General features: G+C 65.4%; 20 protein-coding genes. 2 read left to right on the forward strand and 18 right to left on the reverse strand.

Annotated elements, in window-relative coordinates; translation table 11 throughout:
* Window positions 1-2: 2 nt before the first annotated feature.
* The 5 genes from GGR90_RS04560 to ahcY form a co-directional block, all read right to left on the reverse strand.
* Complete coding sequence (locus GGR90_RS04560) at window positions 3-728, reverse strand: nucleotidyltransferase family protein (RefSeq protein ID WP_245198390.1); 726 nt, start codon at window positions 726-728, stop codon at window positions 3-5.
* The gene (locus GGR90_RS04565; RefSeq protein WP_167920817.1) at window positions 719-1690 is read right to left on the reverse strand and encodes an aminoglycoside phosphotransferase family protein; all 972 of its coding nucleotides are present in this window, start codon (window positions 1688-1690) and stop codon (window positions 719-721) included. Before GGR90_RS04565 ends, GGR90_RS04560 begins: the two co-directional genes overlap by 10 nt.
* The gene (gene tsaE / locus GGR90_RS04570; RefSeq protein ID WP_245198391.1) at window positions 1687-2151 is read right to left on the reverse strand and encodes a tRNA (adenosine(37)-N6)-threonylcarbamoyltransferase complex ATPase subunit type 1 TsaE; all 465 of its coding nucleotides are present in this window, start codon (window positions 2149-2151) and stop codon (window positions 1687-1689) included. Before tsaE ends, GGR90_RS04565 begins: the two co-directional genes overlap by 4 nt.
* A 115-nt stretch (window positions 2152-2266) precedes the next feature.
* Window positions 2267-4630 carry a PAS domain-containing sensor histidine kinase gene (locus GGR90_RS04575; protein WP_167919684.1) on the reverse strand — a complete coding sequence of 788 codons (2364 nt, stop codon included), beginning with the start codon at window positions 4628-4630 and terminating at the stop codon, window positions 2267-2269.
* Window positions 4631-4899: 269 nt separating this feature from the next.
* Window positions 4900-6315 (reverse strand): adenosylhomocysteinase, encoded by a 1416-nt coding sequence (gene ahcY / locus GGR90_RS04580; RefSeq protein WP_167919686.1) that lies wholly within the window; start codon window positions 6313-6315, stop codon window positions 4900-4902.
* A gap of 396 nt (window positions 6316-6711) precedes the next feature.
* Between ahcY and GGR90_RS04585 the strand changes: the two genes are divergently transcribed.
* Window positions 6712-7110: a hypothetical protein gene (locus tag GGR90_RS04585; RefSeq protein WP_167919688.1), complete on the forward strand. Its 399-nt coding sequence runs from the start codon at window positions 6712-6714 to the stop codon at window positions 7108-7110.
* On the opposite strand, the gene GGR90_RS04590 is transcribed toward GGR90_RS04585, so the two are convergent.
* The 12 genes from GGR90_RS04590 to GGR90_RS04645 all read right to left on the reverse strand — a co-directional run bounded on the left by GGR90_RS04590 (window position 7107) and on the right by GGR90_RS04645 (window position 15093).
* The gene (locus tag GGR90_RS04590) at window positions 7107-7670 is read right to left on the reverse strand and encodes a YqgE/AlgH family protein (RefSeq protein ID WP_167919690.1); all 564 of its coding nucleotides are present in this window, start codon (window positions 7668-7670) and stop codon (window positions 7107-7109) included. The genes GGR90_RS04585 and GGR90_RS04590 overlap by 4 nt on opposite strands.
* Before the next feature lie 120 nt (window positions 7671-7790).
* Window positions 7791-8525 (reverse strand): DUF4336 domain-containing protein, encoded by a 735-nt coding sequence (locus tag GGR90_RS04595; RefSeq protein ID WP_167919692.1) that lies wholly within the window; start codon window positions 8523-8525, stop codon window positions 7791-7793.
* A gap of 102 nt (window positions 8526-8627) precedes the next feature.
* Window positions 8628-9170: a hypothetical protein gene (locus GGR90_RS04600; RefSeq protein ID WP_167919694.1), complete on the reverse strand. Its 543-nt coding sequence runs from the start codon at window positions 9168-9170 to the stop codon at window positions 8628-8630.
* Window positions 9171-9190: 20 nt separating this feature from the next.
* The gene (locus GGR90_RS04605) at window positions 9191-9796 is read right to left on the reverse strand and encodes a hypothetical protein (RefSeq protein ID WP_167919696.1); all 606 of its coding nucleotides are present in this window, start codon (window positions 9794-9796) and stop codon (window positions 9191-9193) included.
* Between the two features lies 1 nt (window position 9797).
* Window positions 9798-10424, reverse strand: coding sequence for a DUF2238 domain-containing protein (locus tag GGR90_RS04610; RefSeq protein WP_167919698.1), 627 nt, complete (start codon window positions 10422-10424; stop codon window positions 9798-9800).
* A gap of 144 nt (window positions 10425-10568) precedes the next feature.
* A complete protein-coding gene (locus GGR90_RS04615) occupies window positions 10569-11594 on the reverse strand; it encodes an aspartate-semialdehyde dehydrogenase (RefSeq protein ID WP_167919709.1) in 1026 nt (341 codons plus the stop codon).
* 47 nt (window positions 11595-11641) lie between these two features.
* Window positions 11642-12253: a DUF1287 domain-containing protein gene (locus GGR90_RS04620; RefSeq protein ID WP_167919711.1), complete on the reverse strand. Its 612-nt coding sequence runs from the start codon at window positions 12251-12253 to the stop codon at window positions 11642-11644.
* A gap of 98 nt (window positions 12254-12351) precedes the next feature.
* Window positions 12352-12729: a 50S ribosomal protein L19 gene (gene rplS / locus GGR90_RS04625; protein ID WP_037513643.1), complete on the reverse strand. Its 378-nt coding sequence runs from the start codon at window positions 12727-12729 to the stop codon at window positions 12352-12354.
* A gap of 5 nt (window positions 12730-12734) precedes the next feature.
* On the reverse strand, window positions 12735-13472 hold the full coding sequence (trmD, locus tag GGR90_RS04630; RefSeq protein ID WP_167919713.1) for a tRNA (guanosine(37)-N1)-methyltransferase TrmD: 738 nt from the start codon (window positions 13470-13472) through the stop codon (window positions 12735-12737).
* Window positions 13469-13849: a PIN domain-containing protein gene (locus GGR90_RS04635; protein WP_167919715.1), complete on the reverse strand. Its 381-nt coding sequence runs from the start codon at window positions 13847-13849 to the stop codon at window positions 13469-13471. The genes trmD and GGR90_RS04635 overlap by 4 nt, the downstream gene beginning before the upstream one ends.
* Window positions 13846-14124: an AbrB/MazE/SpoVT family DNA-binding domain-containing protein gene (locus GGR90_RS04640; RefSeq protein WP_209023559.1), complete on the reverse strand. Its 279-nt coding sequence runs from the start codon at window positions 14122-14124 to the stop codon at window positions 13846-13848. Before GGR90_RS04640 ends, GGR90_RS04635 begins: the two co-directional genes overlap by 4 nt.
* A 45-nt stretch (window positions 14125-14169) precedes the next feature.
* Entirely contained in the window at window positions 14170-15093 is a 924-nt protein-coding gene (locus tag GGR90_RS04645) for a LysR substrate-binding domain-containing protein (protein WP_167919720.1), read from the reverse strand.
* Window positions 15094-15195: 102 nt separating this feature from the next.
* Here GGR90_RS04645 and GGR90_RS04650 point away from each other — a divergent pair, with 102 nt between their 5' ends.
* Entirely contained in the window at window positions 15196-15396 is a 201-nt protein-coding gene (locus GGR90_RS04650; RefSeq protein WP_167919722.1) for a hypothetical protein, read from the forward strand.
* Window positions 15397-15474: 78 nt separating this feature from the next.
* On the opposite strand, the gene GGR90_RS04655 is transcribed toward GGR90_RS04650, so the two are convergent.
* Window positions 15475-16995 carry a serine hydrolase domain-containing protein gene (locus tag GGR90_RS04655; protein WP_167919724.1) on the reverse strand — a complete coding sequence of 507 codons (1521 nt, stop codon included), beginning with the start codon at window positions 16993-16995 and terminating at the stop codon, window positions 15475-15477.
* Between the last annotated feature and the right edge of the window lie 90 nt (window positions 16996-17085).

Here is a 17085-nt window from a genome sequence, read left to right on the forward strand (position 1 = left end):
TGTCAAACCTCACTCAGCGCGGCTTCGGTCGGAGCGATGCTCGCGGGGGTGCCGACGTCGAACCATTGCCCCATATGCGACAGGCCATAAAGCCGCCCCGCCGCGATCGCGCGTTCCCAAAAGACCATCGTCGAAAACGGCCCTTCGGGCGCATTGTCGAGAAACCGCCGCGAAATAAGCTGGATCCCCGTATAGACGAAGGGGGCGATATGCCCCGGCTTGCGGCGCGACAACTTGCCGGCGGGATCCATGTGGAAATCGCCGCGCCCGCCATGCCCGCTCGCGCTCGCCTGACGGATCAGCAGGAGCAGCGCGTCCATCCGCTCGCCATCCCAGTGACGCGCAAGGTGCCGGATGCTGTCCTGCGGCCCGTCGGTCCAGATATTGTCGCTGTTGACGATCAGGATCGGATCGCCCTTGAGCTGCGGCAGCGCCTTGACCATGCCGCCACCGGTTTCGAGCAATTGCTCGCGCTCGTCGGACACCGCGATGGTGAACGGGCGCTTCTGCGCCGCGAGATGCGCTTCCAATGCGTCCGCCAGATAATGGACGTTGACGACGACATGGCCAATGCCGGCCGCCTCGATCCGGTCGAGGCTGTGGTCGATCAGCGCCTTGCCCGCGACACGCACCAGCGGCTTCGGCCGCGTTGCGGTGAGCGGTCGCATCCGCTTGCCGAGCCCCGCCGCCATCACCATCGCGCTTTCGATCTTCGCGCTCACAACCATGCCTCCGCCCGCTTCGAAGCGGGGACATTGGCGTCGAACCATTGCCGAACCGGGACAAGCGCCGGATGCGCGAGGTCGCGTTCGAGCAGCCCCCACATGCGCGGTTGGAAGCTCTTGTAATGCGGCTTGTCGTCGCGCTTCCACAGGCGGACGAAGACGCCGAGGATACGCGTGTTGCGCTGTGCCGCCAGCGCCCAATAGGCGTTTTCGATATCCCGCCCCGTCGCTTGGCTGTAGCGCGCGAGCATCGCCGCCTCGACCGCGGGCGTCACGTCGCGCCGCGCGTCTTCGAGCACCGACGCGAGATCGTAGGCCGGATGTCCGACGAGCGCGTCCTGAAAATCGAGCAGGCCGTAATGCGCGATCCCGTCCTTTCCGCGCACCAGCATGATATTCTCGGCGTGGAAATCGCGCAGCACGGTAACGCGCGGCAGGCCATCGGTCTCGACCGGGGTCAGCACCGCTTCCCACGCGCCGCGAAACGCATCGCGGTCGACCGCGATATCGAACGCCGGGCAATACCAGTCGGTGAACAGCATCACTTCGTCGAGCCATTGTTCGAGCCCGTGCACCGGCAGCCCGTCCATCGGCGGCCGCGCGTGGAGGTGGACGAGCAGATCGGTCACCCCCGCATAATAGCCGGCCTCTTTATGAAGCTGCGCATCGACCGTTTCGCGCAGCCGCACGTCGCCGAAATCCTCGATCAGCAGCAGGCCTTGCGCAAGGTCGCGGGCGATGATCGTCGGCGCGCTCAGTCCCTGCTCGCACAGAAATTCGGCCACCGCGATGAACGGCCGCGGGTCCTCGTGCGGCGGCGGCGCGTCCATCAGCACCGCCTGCCGGTCGCCATCGACAATCCGGAAATAGCGGCGAAAGGACGCATCGCCCGCCAGCGGCAGAATCTGGGCATCGCCCCAGCCATGCGCGGCAAGAAAGGCGGGCGCATGGGCGGGCGGAATCATCGGAGCGGCCATCGTGCTTCCCAAGCGGGCGGTACATCGGCTGTCAAGACGCGCACGTCGCCTTCACCCGAAATGCGCAGGCTCAGCGCATCGGACCAGCCTTCGCCGCCCAGCCGCTCGGGCCATTCGATCAGCAAGGCGCCGTCGTAAAGATAGTCGTCGAGCCCCAGTTCAATGAGTTCGTCCGTATCCTCGATCCGGTAAAGATCGACATGCGCGACGGGCAGATCGGTCTCGGGCGGCGCATAGGGCTGAACGATCGCGAAGGTCGGGCTCGGCGCCTCGCCCGCCAGCCCGCGCGCCTTCAGCATCGCGCGCGCCAGCGTCGTCTTGCCCGCGCCGAGATCGCCCGACAGCAAGACAACATCGCCCGCTGCCAGCGCCACACCGATCGCGGCGCCGATCCGTTCGGCTTCGTCGAGATTATAGGAAAATGTAAAGCTCATCGGACCAGTTTTCATGTCTGCGCCCCTGCGAAGGCAGGGGCCCATCTCCGGACGGCGCCATGTTGAGTCTGCAGGAGATGGATCCCTGCCTTCGCAGGGATGCAGTCGGAAAGGAGGACCGTATGGATTCTCACGCTCCCCGCGGCAGGCTGATCCGCACGAGCGTGCCCTGACCTTCTTCGCTCACCACTTCCATCGTCCCGCCGTGCGCGGCGACAAGCTGGCGCGCGAGCGCGAGGCCGATGCCGCCGGTCGCGGTGCCCGCCTGCCCCCCCTTGGCGACCGCGGCCGCCGTCTCGGGCATGCCGGGGCCGTTGTCGGACACGATGATGTCGACCCCGCGCGCGTCGCCGTCGGCGTGGAGCAGCACGCGCGCACCCGACTTGCGCGACGGCGAGGTGAAGCGCACCGCATTGTCGAGCAACCCCGCGACCAGCCGCGACAGCCGCGGCGCATCGCCCTCGACGCTGCCGAGATTCGCCGAGATATTGCCGACGAGCTCGACCTTCTCGCCGTCGGCAAAAGGCTTCGCATCGGCGAGCGCGCCTTCGAGCAATGCTTTCACATCGACCGGCGCGCGCTCGATCGCGAGCGTCCCCGCCTCGCCCTGCGCCAGGTCGAGCACATTGTCGATCTGGCGCCCAAGCACGCCGACCGAATCCATGATCGCATCGATATAGGCGCGCTGCTGGTCGCCGAGCTTTCCGGCATAGCCCGCCTGCAGCATCTCGCCGAAGCCGCCGATCGAGGTGAGCGGCGTGCGCAGTTCATAGCTCATCCGCGACAGGAAGGCGGTCTTGGCCTTGTCGGCCGCCTCGAGCGCCTCGTTACGGTCGCGCAGCGCCCCCTCCATCTTCCGGCTCGCGGTGATGTCGAGCATGATCAGCAGCGCATTGCCGTCGGGCAGCGGGATCGACGCGAAGTCGAAATGGCGCCCGTCGGCGAAACGCACCTCGCCGACGCGCTGCTGCCGTTCCAGGGTCGCGGCGCGGATGACCTCCTGCACGATGCTGATCTGGTTGGGCTTGGCGAGCCGGTCGGCAAGCCCCGCCATCAGCGCATCGACGCGCGGGTGCGCCGCGAGCGTCGGCTCGTCGATGCCCCACAGACGGCGGAAACGCTGGTTCCACAAATGCAGCCGCCCGTCGGGGGCGAAGACCGCGACCGCCTCGAACAGATTGTCGAAGGTCGCGGTGCGCACGCGCAGCAGCGTGTCGCGCGCGCCAGCGAGCTGCACTTGCTCGGTCTTGTCCTCGGCGATCAGCAGCAAGCCGCCGTCGGGGGTCGGCTGCGCGACGACGTGCAGATGCGTCCCGTCGCGGAGCAACCAGTCCTCCTCGCTCGCCTCGGCCTGCGCGAACCAGTCGACATGCGCCTGCCGCCATTCGGGATAGTTGCGCACCTCCGGGGTCCGCCCGCCCTCGCGCCACGCGTCGAGCAGCCGCGCGAAGGGCAGCGCCTCGGCAACATCGTCGGCCTCGATTCCGAACAGGCGGCGGAACGGCAGGTTGGCGAAACTGAGTCCCTGGTCGGGGCCGAATTGCGCCACCGCCGCCGACAGCCGGTCGAGCAGTTCGCGCTGCGTATCGACGAAGCGGCGGTGCGCGCCGCGTTCGGTTTCGAGTTCCTGGATGTCGATCGCATAGCCCGCGACGCCGATCAGGCGGCCGCCCTCGGGCGCCAGCGGCACGTCGACGACGCGCATGATCCGCCGCTCGCCCTCGATCGTCACCGGAATGGTGCGCATCTGCGCCGACCCGGCGGCGCGCGCCGTGTCGGCGGCATCGGCGGCGCTCACCCCCGCGACGGTTTCGCACAGCTCGATACCCCCGTCGATCACCGCGGCGGCACTTTTTGCCTCGACCGCGCGGACATAGGCATTGTTGACGAGCGCGAGCGACAGGTCGGTGTCGCGGAACCACATCGGGAAGGGCGCGGCCTCGATCAGCCCCGACAGCGCCTCGAACGCCGCCATCGCCTCGTCGCGCTCCTGCCGCGCATGCGCGAGCGCCTGCTGCCCGTCGGTCGCATCGCTCAGCCACAGCAGCACGCTGCCCGCTCCCCCGACCGCCTCGGGCGCCGCGGCGCCGTGGACGATGATCGTGCGGTGGCTGCCGTCGGGCTTGAGGCTCAGCACAAACGGTTTGGCGCCGCGCTGCGCGCCGAGGATCGCCTGACGCAGCGCGTCATGCGCCTGCGCATCGAGCCCGCTACCGAGCCCGCGCAGCTCGTCGAAATTGCGCGGGCCTTGGTTAAGCCCCAGCCAGCGCCCGAGCCGCTCGCTCGCCTCGATCCGCCAGTCGGCGCGGACGATCACGGGAAGCTGCGGCGACGCCTCGACCAGGCTCGCCAGCCGTTCGGCCTGCCCGGCGACGAACGCCGAACGCCGCTGCATCGCGATCCCGCGCAGCGTCGCCCATAATCCGGCGAGCAGCCACAGCGCCGCGAACAGACCGAGCGCGAACAGAAACGCGGGGGAAAGCGTGTCGCTCATCCCGTCCTATGTCCTCGTCTGTCCGAATATCCCGCGCGCATGATCGCCAGCCCTAAAGGCGAAGGAGTCATGTTTCAATCGCATGTCATACGGATCGGCGCGCCGCATCATCCGATGGGCGCGCCGATCACAGCTATTGTGATGTTTCCGCTATGCGGAAACGTTGCGGCACCGGCCCGCTCCCCCTCCCGGCCTCCCATAGGCTACTATCGTCAGGGAGGCCGGGAGGGGGAGCGGGCCGGTGCCGCCTTCGCCGTCAGGCGAAGAGATCAATAACGATAATGGTCGGGCTTGAACGGCCCTTCGACCGGCACGCCGATATAGTCGGCCTGCTTCTGGCTCAGCTGGCTCAGCTTCACGCCCAGCTTTTCGAGGTGCAGCGCCGCGACCTTTTCGTCGAGATGCTTGGGCAGCACGTAAACGTCGTTCTTATACTGCTCGCTGCGCGTCCACAGCTCGATCTGCGCCAGCGTCTGATTGGTGAAGCTCGCCGACATCACGAACGACGGGTGACCCGTCGCGTTGCCGAGGTTCACGAGGCGGCCCTTCGACAGGATGATGATCTGCTTGCCATCGGGGAACTCGACCAGGTCGACCTGCGGCTTCACTTCGGTCCACTTGTAGTTGGCGAGCGCCGCGATCTGGATTTCGCTGTCGAAGTGGCCGATGTTGCAGACGATCGCCATATTCTTCATCGCCGCCATATGTTCGGCGGTGATCACGTCGGCGTTGCCGGTCGCGGTGACGAAGATGTCCGACCGCTGGACGGCTTCGTCCATCGTCACGACCTCGAAACCTTCCATAGCCGCCTGCAACGCGCAGATCGGGTCGATTTCGGTGACGAGCACGCGCGCGCCGCCGTTGCGGAGGCTCTGCGCGCTGCCCTTGCCAACGTCGCCGAAGCCGGCGACGGTGGCGACCTTGCCCGCGAGCATCACGTCGGTGCCGCGGCGGATCGCGTCGACGAGCGATTCCTTGCAGCCATAGAGGTTGTCGAACTTCGACTTGGTGACGCTGTCGTTGACGTTGATCGCGGGGAAGGGCAGCTCGCCCTTCTTGGCGATGTGGTACAGGCGGTGGACGCCGGTGGTCGTCTCTTCGGACACGCCCTTGATCGCCTTGACCGTCTTGGTGAGGTAGCCGGGGTTCGCCGCGACGAACGCCTTCAGCGCGCGCTGCATCTCGATCTCTTCCTCATTCTCGGGCGCCGGCATCGTTTCGCCGGCCTCGAGCTTCGCGCCCCACAGCGCGAACATCGTGGCGTCGCCGCCATCGTCGAGGATCAGGTTGCAGGTCGTGCCGTCCTCGACACCCCAGTCGAAGATGCGGCCGACATAGTCCCAATAATCGGCGAGGCTTTCGCCCTTCACCGCGAACACCGGCACGCCCGTCGCGGCGATCGCGGCGGCGGCATGGTCCTGCGTCGAGAAGATGTTGCACGTCGCCCAGCGGACTTCGGCGCCGAGCGCGGTCAGCGTCTCGATCAGCACCGCGGTCTGGATCGTCATGTGCAGCGAGCCGACGATCTTGGCGCCCTTCAGCGGCTGCGCCGCGCCGAATTCGGTGCGCAGCGCCATCAGGCCCGGCATTTCGGTTTCGGCGATGTTGATTTCCTTGCGCCCGAAATCGGCGAGGCTGATGTCGGCAACGACATAGTCACGGGTGTCGGCGGCGAGAGTGGCCACGGGGGATTCTCCATATTGGCTAAGGTCGACCGCAGGCGAGCGGCCACGAAAAACATGCCCGGCGCCCTATCCGAAAGCGCGCTGCGGATCAAATATAAACTTTTCTTTATATCGCTTCCGCCGCACCGCCCGTCGTCGCACGGCCCATGCGAATCGGCGGCGCCAAAACGCACCGTCCGCGAAAATAATTTTTGCGCGCACCGATTATGACAATCGGGACGTCCCGATTGTGACAAGGAGTCGCCAAGCCCAAGATTCTGAAAAACCGGACTTATAATGCGCCTTGCATTCAGCATAATCGCTCTTTGTGACAGCTATGTTACAAACCCCCGAAAACATTGACTTTTTGTCCAGCGCGCGAGAAAATCATCTCAAGTTTTCGGGGAGATACCAGAGATGAAAAAAATTCTGCTGCCGCTGATCGCCTTGGCTCTTTCGAGCCCCGCCGCGGCGCAATCGATCGTCGTCGTAACCGCGCCGCACGCCGATTCGGACGTGCTGCCGGTCGCCTATTCCGAACTCAGGGCCGGTGAGAATCGGGCCGCGGTCGAGAAACTGACCGGCGAAACGACGCTCGACGCGCGCGACCCGTCGCGCCTGATCAATCTTGGCACCGCTTACGCGCGTCTGGGTCGTACCGCCGAAGCCGCCGCAGCCTATGATGCCGCGATCGGCAGCCCGATCCGCTACGACGTCGAACTGGCAAGCGGCCGCTACATGGATTCGCGCTGGGCCGCGCGCACCGCGCTCGCGAGCCTCAGCCAGGGCAAGCCGCTGCTCGCGCTGGCGCGCTAAGCCTCGCCGCCCTCGGTCGTCAGCAGACGGGCATCCACTCCCGCCTCGGCGAACGCCGCCTGCCACCTTTGGGCGGGCGGCGTTTCGAACAGCAGGCCATCGCTGCCCGGCGTGACATGCCAGCCATGGCGGACCATTTCGTCTTCGAGCTGCCCCGAGGACCATCCCGCATAGCCGAGCGCCACCAGCCAGCGCGACGGGCCGCGCCCTTCGCCGATCGCGCGCAAGATGTCGTGCGAACTCGATATCATCCAGCGATCGCCGACCTGCACCGCCTCCTGCCCGCCCCAGTCCCGGCTGTGGAGCACGAAACCGCGCGACGGCTCGACCGGACCGCCGAGGAAGACCGGCTGGTCGAGCGGTTCGTCATGTTCGATCTCGAGCTGGTCGAGCACCGCGCCGACGGTCATCCCGTCGATCGGATCGTCGATACCGATCCCCATCGCGCCATCCTCGTCATGGCTGATCATCGCGATCACCGAATGCTCGAAACGCGGATCGCCGATACCCGGCAGCGCGAGCAACAATTGGCCGGTGAACCAGGTCGGGGCACTCTCCATATCCGTACAATGCCGCGACACGCCCAAAGGGTCCAGCCTCTTTGCTCCGGCGAATGGTGAATATCGGTTTTGGGGCGGGATGCGGAAAAAGCGGTCCATACCCGCGAACGGCCCGTCCGGCTAAAGCGCCCATCCGAACGCGCGGCGCAGTTCGGCCGCGCCGTCGCGTTCATAGGGGAGGCCGTGCGCCATCACGACGCGCTCGCAATCCCAGGAGAGGATTTCCGCCATCGCGGCGCGCACCGCGCGGCGGCGCGGCCAGAAGGTCAGGCGCATGTCGACCGGCGTGCCGCCCCCGGGGTGCGCGACCCCCGCCAGCCGCACCAGCGCGCGAAACAGCCGGCTGCGTACGCGCGCGGGTTCGAAATTCTCGATCAGATCGGTCAAAATGACGGTGCGCGAGGCTTGGTGAAAGAAGACCGCTTCGCTGACCATCGTGCCCGGCAAGAGCACGCCGGCGATCCCGTCTGGAAGCGGCATGGCGGGACCTTCGAGCAGCGCGTCGACACGGAAATGGCGCTTCGCCTTTTCCGCGAGCCCCGGCACCGCGAGGGTTCGTGCCACGGGATAGCGCGCCTGCCAGTCGGCGACATACCAGTAATGGATGCTGTTCGGAGCGACGAGCCAGACGACCTCGCCCAACCGGTCGATCACGGCGAACAGCGCATCGTCGGGTGCGGTCGGTGAGTGGACCCACAGCCGCCCGCCAGGCAGGCGCACGACCGTCATCCGCGTCGGAAAGGGCATCGATGCCGGGCCATAGTCCATGCGGATTTCGGGGCCGTCGACGGTCCAGATTCGCTCGCCGAACGGCTTGGGCACGTTGAGCGGCGCGTAGGGGACGAAGCTGGACATGCGCGGCAGGGTAACAGATGCGGCGGCGGGGTTGCAATTTGCGGGCGGCAGCGGACATGGAGTGCGGACGGGTTTAGGCAGGAGGTGGCGCTGAGTTCAGCCCTAAACCCTCTCAGTCTCTAAATGCGGCAGAAGTGCGATCCGCCGAACCGACCACTTTACCCAGTCTTCGCCGGTTTCATGGACATCGGCCTCATAGTATAAATCGATGGATTGCTCGTTTCGCGTCGGCCCGCACGAAGTCAGAGATTTCAGATCGTCGGCGAAAGTGAGTTCGATCTTGTTCATACGCCCTTGCTGAAGACTGCCAACAAGATGGGATTTGACCAGAGATCTCGCGGCCGACTCATCTTCTTTCATTAGCTGGTAATTGCGAAATGAGACGAGCGCCTGTTCGACCGCTTCCTTTCCTTTAAAAAACATCTCCGACTCGGTCAGCATGCTCGCGTCGAAGGCTACAAGTGTCGTTTCTTCCTGAAAGAGGCCTTCAAGTATACCGCCGTCGCCCGATTTGAGGAAATCGACCAGGCGACCACCCCAGTCGTCATTGTCATATTCGGCATAGCTGCATGCAGAGACGGACTGCGATGCCGTAATTGCCAAGCCGACGGCCAACCCGCGCATCAAGTCGCGACGCTCGATCATCCTTATTCTCCGGTTGAGCTTTAGCGGAAGAAACAGTTCGCGCCGGCGAACAGCGCGTCGATCTTTGCCGCATCGCCCGGCGCGGCGAACATGCCGCCGATGACCTTGTCACCCGTGCCGATGCTGAATTCCTCGCCGAGTGTGCTGTCCTCGATGTCGACGATCGTCACCGATTCCGCCGCCTTGGCACGCGTCGTGCCCACCGCGATCCCGCTCATCGTCGAATAGCTATCGGCGCCGGGTTCGTTGCCGAGGAACCAGCCGGCGAATTTGCCGTCCTGGAAATTGAGCGTCATCGCATCGTAGCGGGTGAATTCCATCGCTCCCGCGCCGCATTCCGCGTTCGTGCTGCGGTCGTCCTCCTTGCCCGCGACGTTCGCCAAGGCCGTTTCGGCCTGCGCGCGCGGGACGCCGAAGGCGAGCAGGCTCGTCTTGCCGCTGGTCTTGTCGACGAAGCGCAGCCCTTCGCCGTCGAGGCTGACCGCGGTGGTCGCGGCGTTGGGGCCGTCGTTCTTCGCCGCGGGCACCGGCGGCGCGACGGGGTCGGCGTCCGCAGGCGCTTTCTCGGCGGCCGGTTTGCACGCCGCGAGCAGGCCGAACATCGCGAGGGTCATGAAATTGCGCATATTATCTCCTTTCGCGGTGCGGGATCGCGAGCACCAGTATCGCACCCAATAGCGCGAGCGCCATATCCTTTTGCGCGTCCCAGATGTCGCCTTGCTGCCCGTTATAGCGGTCGACGGTCTCGCCCGCCGCGACGATGGTGAGAAGCCATTCGAAAATCTCGTAAAGACACGAGATCGCGAGCACCCAGCCGAGCACGGCTAGCCCCGCGCCGCGCCGCGCGAGCCCGCCCCAGCGCCTCGCGATTTCGGCGACGGGAATGACCGACAGCGCACCGAAGGCGAAATGGACGAGGCGGTCATAATGGTTGCGCGTCCAGCCGAAGGCGTCGGAGAGGCTGGTGCCGGTCAGCGCGCGCGCCCAGTCGTCATAGGGGACATTGCTGTAGGCGTAACGGCCGCCGAGCGTGTGGAGCGCCATGAAGGCTACGATGCAGGCAACCGACGCGGTCGACATCGGCCAGCGGCGGAGCAACCAGGGGGCCGCGACGATCAGGAGCATCGTCGGAATATGCTGGAGCAGCGCGATCTCGGGATAGGGCTGGTCGATCTGTGCGAGAAGCAGCAGCGCGAGGAGCAGGCCGAGCAATTGTTTTTGCGCGCGCGGGAAGGTTGCGAAAACGGCGATCATCGCCCCTTCCTATCCGCTCGCATCGAGCGAAGTCGAGATGCCCCGAAGGAGTGGACTCCGACGGGTGTCTCGAAGGTCGAAGTTTATCCTGAGCGCCTGCCAAGGCAGTCGAAGGGCTCGACACGAGCGGGATCGGGAGTTCGATCAGCCCTTCTTCAGATGCCGGCGGCCGAGCAGTTCGGCGATCTGCACCGCGTTCAGCGCCGCGCCCTTGCGGAGGTTGTCCGAAACGCACCAGAGGTTCAGCCCGTTTTCGACCGTCGGGTCTTCGCGGACGCGCGACACGAAGGTCGCGAAGTCGCCGACACATTCGACGGGGGTGATGTAGCCGCCGTCCTCGCGCTTGTCGTGGAGCACGACGCCCGGCGCCTCGCGCAGGATGCGCTGTGCGTCCTCGGCCGACAGCTCGTCTTCCATCTCGATGTTGATCGCTTCCGAATGGCCGACGAAGACCGGAACGCGGACGCAGGTCGCGGTGACCTTGATCTTCGGATCGAGGATCTTCTTGGTCTCGACGACCATCTTCCACTCTTCCTTCGTCGATCCGTCGTCGAGGAATTTGTCGATGTGCGGGATGACGTTGAAGGCGATCTGCTTGGTGAACTTCTGCACGTCCTTCTCGTCGCCGACGAAGATCTGGCGCGTCTGGTTCCACAGCTCGTCCATGCCCGACTTGCCCGCGCCCGACACCGACTGATAGGTCGAGACGACGACGCGCTTGATCTTCGCGGCGTCGTGGAGCGGCTTCAGCGCGACGACCATCTGCGCGGTCGAGCAGTTCGGGTTCGCGATGATGTTGCGCTTCGTATAGCCGTCGATCGCGTCGGGGTTCACCTCGGGCACGATCAGCGGCACATCGGGGTCCATGCGATAGAGCGACGAATTATCGATCACGACGCAGCCGGCGGCGGCGGCCTTCGGCGCATGAATCGCCGTCGCATCGCTGCCGATCGCGAAGATCGCCATGTCCCAGCCGGTCCAGTCGAAGTTGTCGATGTTCTGGCATTTGACGGTGCGGCCGCTGTCGCCGATTTCGACGTCGGTGCCCTGGCTGCGCGACGATGCGACCGCTGCCAGTTCGTCGATCGGAAATTCGCGCTCGGTGAGAATGGCGAGCACTTCGCGCCCGACATTGCCCGTGGCTCCGGCGACAACGATACGATAACCCATTTACTCACTCCTCAAGGCAAGAACTCGATTGAAAATGTTTCGGTAATTCAGACTTTCCAGCGGAAATGGCCGGTCAGCTTGTGGTCGAACAGCGCATCCTCCTCGCGCGTTCCGCCGCCGATATTGTGGAGAACGAGCGGCACGCCCGTCGTATCCTTGCGGTCGGACACGACGCCGGTGTGCGGCATCCGCCCGCCGACGATCTGGGTGAAGATGTCGCCCGGGCGCCAGTCGGCGGGATCGTCGGTCACGGGAAGCGCGGCGCCTTGTCTGCGCCAATAGGTCGCAAGGTTGGGCACGCGGCGATGATCGATGTTGCGATCGGGGCGCCCCAGCTTCCAATTCTTCGGATAGGCCCCAAAATTGGCACGCATGTCGGCGTTTACAAGGGCCTGCAGGTCGAGGCCGAGCGCATCGCGAAAGGCGCGGATCACGACGTCGGTGCACACGCCCTTCGCGCGGTCGACATCGCCGTTCGGGAAGCGGAGGACGCTATAGGCGGGATCATAGGACAGCGTGACGCCGACCTGCCGCCGCGCCGCACTCACCAGCCGCTGCGCATTGGTGAGCGCCATCGCCTCGCCCGACACGCCAAACGCCAGCACCGCGCCAAGGAAGGCGCGCCGCGTCGGCTGGAACGGGAAGACGGACTGCTGCATGAAATTCGCTTTGCCCAAAAGAAAACGACCGGCTCTGCCTGTTGGCGGAACCGGTCGTTTTTGAAAGCTGTTTCGGCTTTGTAGAGGAGAAGCTCTCCTTAGCCTTCGCCGGCTTCCGACCGGTATTCGCGGCGCTCCGCAATACGCGCCGATTTACCAGTGCGGCCACGAAGATAGTAAAGCTTCGCACGACGCACGGCACCCTTGCGGATGACGGTAATGCTGTCGATGTTGGGCGAATAGAGCGGGAACACGCGCTCGACACCTTCGCCGAACGACATTTTGCGCACGGTGAAGTTGGAGCCCATGCCCTTGTTCGAGCGTGCGATGCACACGCCTTCGAAATTCTGGACGCGGGTGCGTTCGCCTTCGACCACCTTCACGCCCACTTTTAGCGTGTCGCCGGGACGGAAGGTCGGAATGGTCTTTGCCGCCTTGGCGATTTCTTCGGCTTCGATCGTCTGGATGAGGTTCATGGCCTCTATTCCTTCTTCTTTTGCCGCGCGCCAGAGGCAGGTCGGTCCCGAGCATCGACATGACGCTCCCAAAGGTCCGGCCTGCGTAACCGTGTATGATCTTCCGCCTGTTGTTTCCGCCAGGCGGCGATCTTCGCATGATCCCCCGATCGCAGCACTTCGGGGATCGTGCGCCCTTCCCAATTAACGGGCCGGGTATAGTGCGGATATTCGAGCAAACCGTTTTCGAACGATTCGTCGTCCCCGCTAGAAGCCGCGCCCATTACGCCGGGAAGCAGCCGAATGCAAGCGTCGAGCAGCAGCAGCGCGCCCATCTCGCCGCCCGACAAAATGATGTCGCCCATCGAGACCTGTTCGATCGGCCGCGCATCGAAAATCCGTTCATCGAATCCCTCGAACCGGCCGCAGAGGATGATCGCACCCGGACCGGCCGCAAGCTGGCGCACACGCGCCTGCGTGATCGGCGCTCCGCGCGGGGTCATCGCGAGCACCGGCAGGCCGGGATGCGCCGCCGCGGCGTGATCGATCGCGGCCGCCAGCACGTCGGCCTTGAGCACCATCCCCGCGCCGCCGCCCGCGGGCGTATCGTCGACGGTGCGGTGCTTGTCGGCCGCGAAGTCGCGGATCTGGACCGGCGCGCAATGCCACGTGCCGCTTTCGAGCGCGCGCCCCGCCATGCTGTGCCCCAGCGGGCCGGGGAACATGTCGGGATAAAGGGTGAGCGGAACCGCGGTGAAGGTCATGGCAGCGTCCAGTTTTCGACCTTCAGCCCCGGCACGTCGGCGAAGTCGGCTTCGTTGTTGGTGATCACGGTCGCGCCGATGCTGAGCGCGTGGGCCGCAAGCAGACGGTCGAATCGGGCGCGCTTGAACGGCAATTGGGCATAGACCCGCGCTGCCGCCTCATCGAAGGGGACAAGCGGTATGGCTTCGATGAATGCCTCGAGAATCTCGGGCGGCGGCGGTTTGCCGACATAAGCATCATAGGCGACCTCGGCATAGCTGATGACCGAAATGGCGATTTCGCCCGGCGCGCAATCCGCGATCCGTGTGGTTAGCACCTCATGCCCCTCATCCATGGCATAGACGGCGGCATTGGCGTCGATCAGATAGCGGATCACGCCTTCCTTGCCGCCTCGGCTGCCTTGCGGGCGGCAATCGTGCTGGGACGCTCCTCGAAGTCCTCGCGCGGCGCGAGCTTGAGCCCCGGCGCCTTGCCCGCGAAACCGCTGACGTCGATCCTGGCTTTCGGCTTGTCGGCGGGTTCGAAGCGGAATTCACCCCGCTCCTCGCGGACGATCATCTCCGTCCCTTCTGCCAGCCCAAGAGCCTTGGGCAGGCGCAGCGCCAGCGAATTGCCCGACTTGAAAACTTTGGCGCGATATTCCTTGGTCATGGCACACTCCGTATATACATTATGTATATACATCGCTGTTGCCGGTCAAGCCGGCGGCGCGCGCACCGCCTCGGGAAGCAGGTGGCGATCCTTGGCGAGTTCGGCGTGAAGCCATTCGCGGAAACGTTCGATCTTGCGCACCCCGACGCGATTGTCGCGATGGACGAGCCACATGCCCGACGCCGCCGAAACATAGAGGGTGTCGAAAGGCTGGACCATCCGGCCGCTCGCCAGTTCGGTCCGCCAATAGAGCGGGGTCATCATCGCGACGCCGAATCCCGCCTGCACCGCGCTTCCTTCCTGCAACTGGCTGTCGAGTTCGATGCCGCGCCGCGACGGCACGGGCGGAGTCGCGACCCCGGCGGCGGCGAACCATTCGGCCCACCAGCCGTCGTTCGGCGCGAGCCGCTGGACGCGCAGCAGGTCGGCGGGCTCGCGGATATCATGTTCCTCGATAAAGGCGGGCGAGGCGATCGGCGCAAGATATTGGCGCATCAGGAAATCGGCGCGCAGCCCCGGCCATACGCCCCTGCCGATGCGAATCGCGACATCGACGTTCGACGCGTCGAAATCGATCAGCTGGTTGCTCATCGCCATGCGCACCGCGAGCTCGGGATATTGGAGCTGGAAGCTGCCGATGCGCGCGCTGAGCCAGGTGCCGCCGAAGCTGGTCGCGGCGTTGATCGTCAGCACATCGGCTTCGTCGCTGCCGAGCGCGGCGAAGGCGTCGCCCATCGTGGCGAAAGCATTGCTGATCGCGGGGAGCAGACGCTGCCCCGTTTCGGAGAGGCGCACCCGGCCCTTTTCGCGCACGAAGAGCGCGCGGCCGAGCCGGTCTTCCAATTGGCGGACCTGATAACTCACCGCCGCCTGCGTCAGCCCCAGTTCCTCGGCGGCGCGCGAGAAATTCTGCAAACGACCGGCGGCTTCAAAGGTGCGCACGGCGGCGAGAGGTGGCAGGCGGGACATGCCACCTTATAAGCTCAGCTTATGATATGGTCTACGCCTTTTGTTGGCGGTGCGGCGCGCGAGCGGGCATCTAGGCTGCACCCAAGCGAAAGGAGATGAACGATGAAAGACGAGCAGCTCATGCGCGTTTGGAATGACGGTCATGATCATTTCAGCGCCGATATCACCCGCGGGCTGAAATGGCTCGCGACCCCGTTCCGCCGTCTCGGCGAATGGATCGCGGTGCCGAGCGCGCCCGGCGAGGACAGCGTCTTCACCCGCGCCGCCGCACGCTGCGGCATCCGGCCGCGGCAGACACGATAAGGTTTCCCTGCCCCCTCTCAAAAGGTCCAGGGCGAAACGGGGTGAGGCGTTCCTTGCTAAAGCCTCACCCCGTTTCGACTATGGTCGCGCCTCGGGTGCGACGACGCGGAAGCGTAGCGCCTGCACCGTCGCCGGCTTTGTCGGGGCGAGCAGCAATATCCCGTCGAGCTTGCCCTTTTCGCAGTCGAGCCGAAAGGCGGTCGACATCGCGCCCATCGGCGCGAGCGGTTCGTCGGCCGGGCATTCGCCGACCTCCTTCTTCAGCTCCGCGAACTCGGCCGCCCAATTGTCGACCGAGCGGTCCATCAGGAAATTCATCGCGAGTCTGCCTTGCAGCGGCCCCAAATGGCCCGCGGCATAAGCCGCCCTGGCCGCCGCATAGGCTTCGGCCACCGCCGGTGACACCGGAATCGACCGCGCCCTGAGCAGTCCCGCCTTTTCGATTGCGACCGCCGTGTCCCACGCGGGGCCCGACGGACCGGCATAGGTGCGGTTGGCCAGCGCGAAGACGCCGACGCCATGATCGGGCATCAGCATCACATGGCTGCCATAGCCCGGATAGCCGCCGCCGTGCGCGAGCGTAAGCCCGAGGTCGCAATCCTGCGCGACGCGCCAGCCCATGCCATAGGCGGCGGCCTGTTTGCACGCGGTCGCGCCGCTCGCACCGATGCGGTTCGTCACCGAGACGAAGTTCAGCCCCTGCGCCACTTCGCGCACCGTCGCGCGCTTGACCGGGCCATCGTCCGCATCGTCGCGCGCCGGCCAGGCCGACAGCAGGAAGGCGACCCACTTCGCATAGTCGCTCGCGCTGACCTGCAGCCCGCCCATCGCGTTGAACGCGCCATCGGCCATTTCGGGCTCCGCCGACCAGCGGCCGTTTTCCCAGCGATAGCCGAGCGCGGTGCGCGCCGTGGGCGCTTTGGGCGCGTCATAACCGCTGCTTGTCATGCCGAGCGGGGCCAGGATCGTCCGCTGGACATAGGCCGTGTAAGGCATGCCCGAGGCGTTGGTGACGATCCGGCCGAGCAAGGCATAGCCGAGGTTCGAATATTCATGTCGGCTCTGCGGCACGCGGCTGAACGGCACGCCCGCCGCGATCAATCTGGTGAACTCGTCCTGCGGCAGCACTTGCTGGCGGTCGCCCCACGGATCGTCGGTGACGAGGCCGCCGACATGCTGGAGCAGGTCGCGCACCCGGATGCGCGGGCTGTCCCTCGTCGGATAGGTCCAGCCCTTCATCTCGGGGATATGCTGCTCCGCGAGATCGTCGAGACGGAGCTTGCCGTCGTCGCGCAGTTTGAGGATCGCGAGCGCCGTGAACGCCTTGGTCATCGAGGCGATACGGAACAGACTGTCGGGGGTGACCCGGCGCTTGTCGACGAGGTTCTGGACCCCGATACCCTTCACATAGGCGAGCCTGCCGTCCCTGACGACACCATAGACCATGCCGGGAATATGCGCCTCGGTCTGGTATTTCGCGAAGAGCGCGTCGATTTCGGGGCCGAGCTGGTCGAGGCTTTCGGGGGCGGTGTCCTGTGCCGCCGCGGGGACGACGCCTCCGAGGATGAGAGCGAAAACGAAACCCGGTGTCCAGCGCATAGTCCCTCCATGACGATCGCCGTCAGGCTAACAGCGGCGGCGGCGACCGGCAATCAGGGATGACAGGACATCGCAGGATAGCGAAGGTCC

The organism is Sphingopyxis italica, from assembly GCF_011926545.1.
GTDB classification, from domain to species: domain Bacteria; phylum Pseudomonadota; class Alphaproteobacteria; order Sphingomonadales; family Sphingomonadaceae; genus Sphingopyxis; species Sphingopyxis italica.

What these genes read in the sequence shown, in the direction of transcription:
- GGR90_RS04590 (WP_167919690.1), bottom strand. Translation starts at nt 7,670, where the DNA reads ATGGAGAGTGCCCCGACCTGGTTCACCGGCCAATTGTTGCTCGCGCTG.
- trmD (WP_167919713.1), bottom strand. Translation starts at nt 13,472, where the DNA reads ATGACCTTCACCGCGGTTCCGCTCACCCTTTATCCCGACATGTTCCCC.
- GGR90_RS04640 (WP_209023559.1), bottom strand. Translation starts at nt 14,124, where the DNA reads ATGACCAAGGAATATCGCGCCAAAGTTTTCAAGTCGGGCAATTCGCTG.
- rplS (WP_037513643.1), bottom strand. Translation starts at nt 12,729, where the DNA reads ATGAACCTCATCCAGACGATCGAAGCCGAAGAAATCGCCAAGGCGGCA.
- GGR90_RS04595 (WP_167919692.1), bottom strand. Translation starts at nt 8,525, where the DNA reads ATGTCCAGCTTCGTCCCCTACGCGCCGCTCAACGTGCCCAAGCCGTTC.
- GGR90_RS04620 (WP_167919711.1), bottom strand. Translation starts at nt 12,253, where the DNA reads ATGCAGCAGTCCGTCTTCCCGTTCCAGCCGACGCGGCGCGCCTTCCTT.
- GGR90_RS04610 (WP_167919698.1), bottom strand. Translation starts at nt 10,424, where the DNA reads ATGATCGCCGTTTTCGCAACCTTCCCGCGCGCGCAAAAACAATTGCTC.
- GGR90_RS04600 (WP_167919694.1), bottom strand. Translation starts at nt 9,170, where the DNA reads ATGATCGAGCGTCGCGACTTGATGCGCGGGTTGGCCGTCGGCTTGGCA.
- tsaE (WP_245198391.1), bottom strand. Translation starts at nt 2,151, where the DNA reads ATGAAAACTGGTCCGATGAGCTTTACATTTTCCTATAATCTCGACGAA.
- GGR90_RS04615 (WP_167919709.1), bottom strand. Translation starts at nt 11,594, where the DNA reads ATGGGTTATCGTATCGTTGTCGCCGGAGCCACGGGCAATGTCGGGCGC.
- GGR90_RS04605 (WP_167919696.1), bottom strand. Translation starts at nt 9,796, where the DNA reads ATGCGCAATTTCATGACCCTCGCGATGTTCGGCCTGCTCGCGGCGTGC.
- GGR90_RS04560 (WP_245198390.1), bottom strand. Translation starts at nt 728, where the DNA reads ATGGTTGTGAGCGCGAAGATCGAAAGCGCGATGGTGATGGCGGCGGGG.
- GGR90_RS04585 (WP_167919688.1), top strand. Translation starts at nt 6,712, where the DNA reads ATGAAAAAAATTCTGCTGCCGCTGATCGCCTTGGCTCTTTCGAGCCCC.
- GGR90_RS04650 (WP_167919722.1), top strand. Translation starts at nt 15,196, where the DNA reads ATGAAAGACGAGCAGCTCATGCGCGTTTGGAATGACGGTCATGATCAT.
- GGR90_RS04655 (WP_167919724.1), bottom strand. Translation starts at nt 16,995, where the DNA reads ATGCGCTGGACACCGGGTTTCGTTTTCGCTCTCATCCTCGGAGGCGTC.
- GGR90_RS04565 (WP_167920817.1), bottom strand. Translation starts at nt 1,690, where the DNA reads ATGATTCCGCCCGCCCATGCGCCCGCCTTTCTTGCCGCGCATGGCTGG.
- GGR90_RS04645 (WP_167919720.1), bottom strand. Translation starts at nt 15,093, where the DNA reads ATGTCCCGCCTGCCACCTCTCGCCGCCGTGCGCACCTTTGAAGCCGCC.
- GGR90_RS04575 (WP_167919684.1), bottom strand. Translation starts at nt 4,630, where the DNA reads ATGAGCGACACGCTTTCCCCCGCGTTTCTGTTCGCGCTCGGTCTGTTC.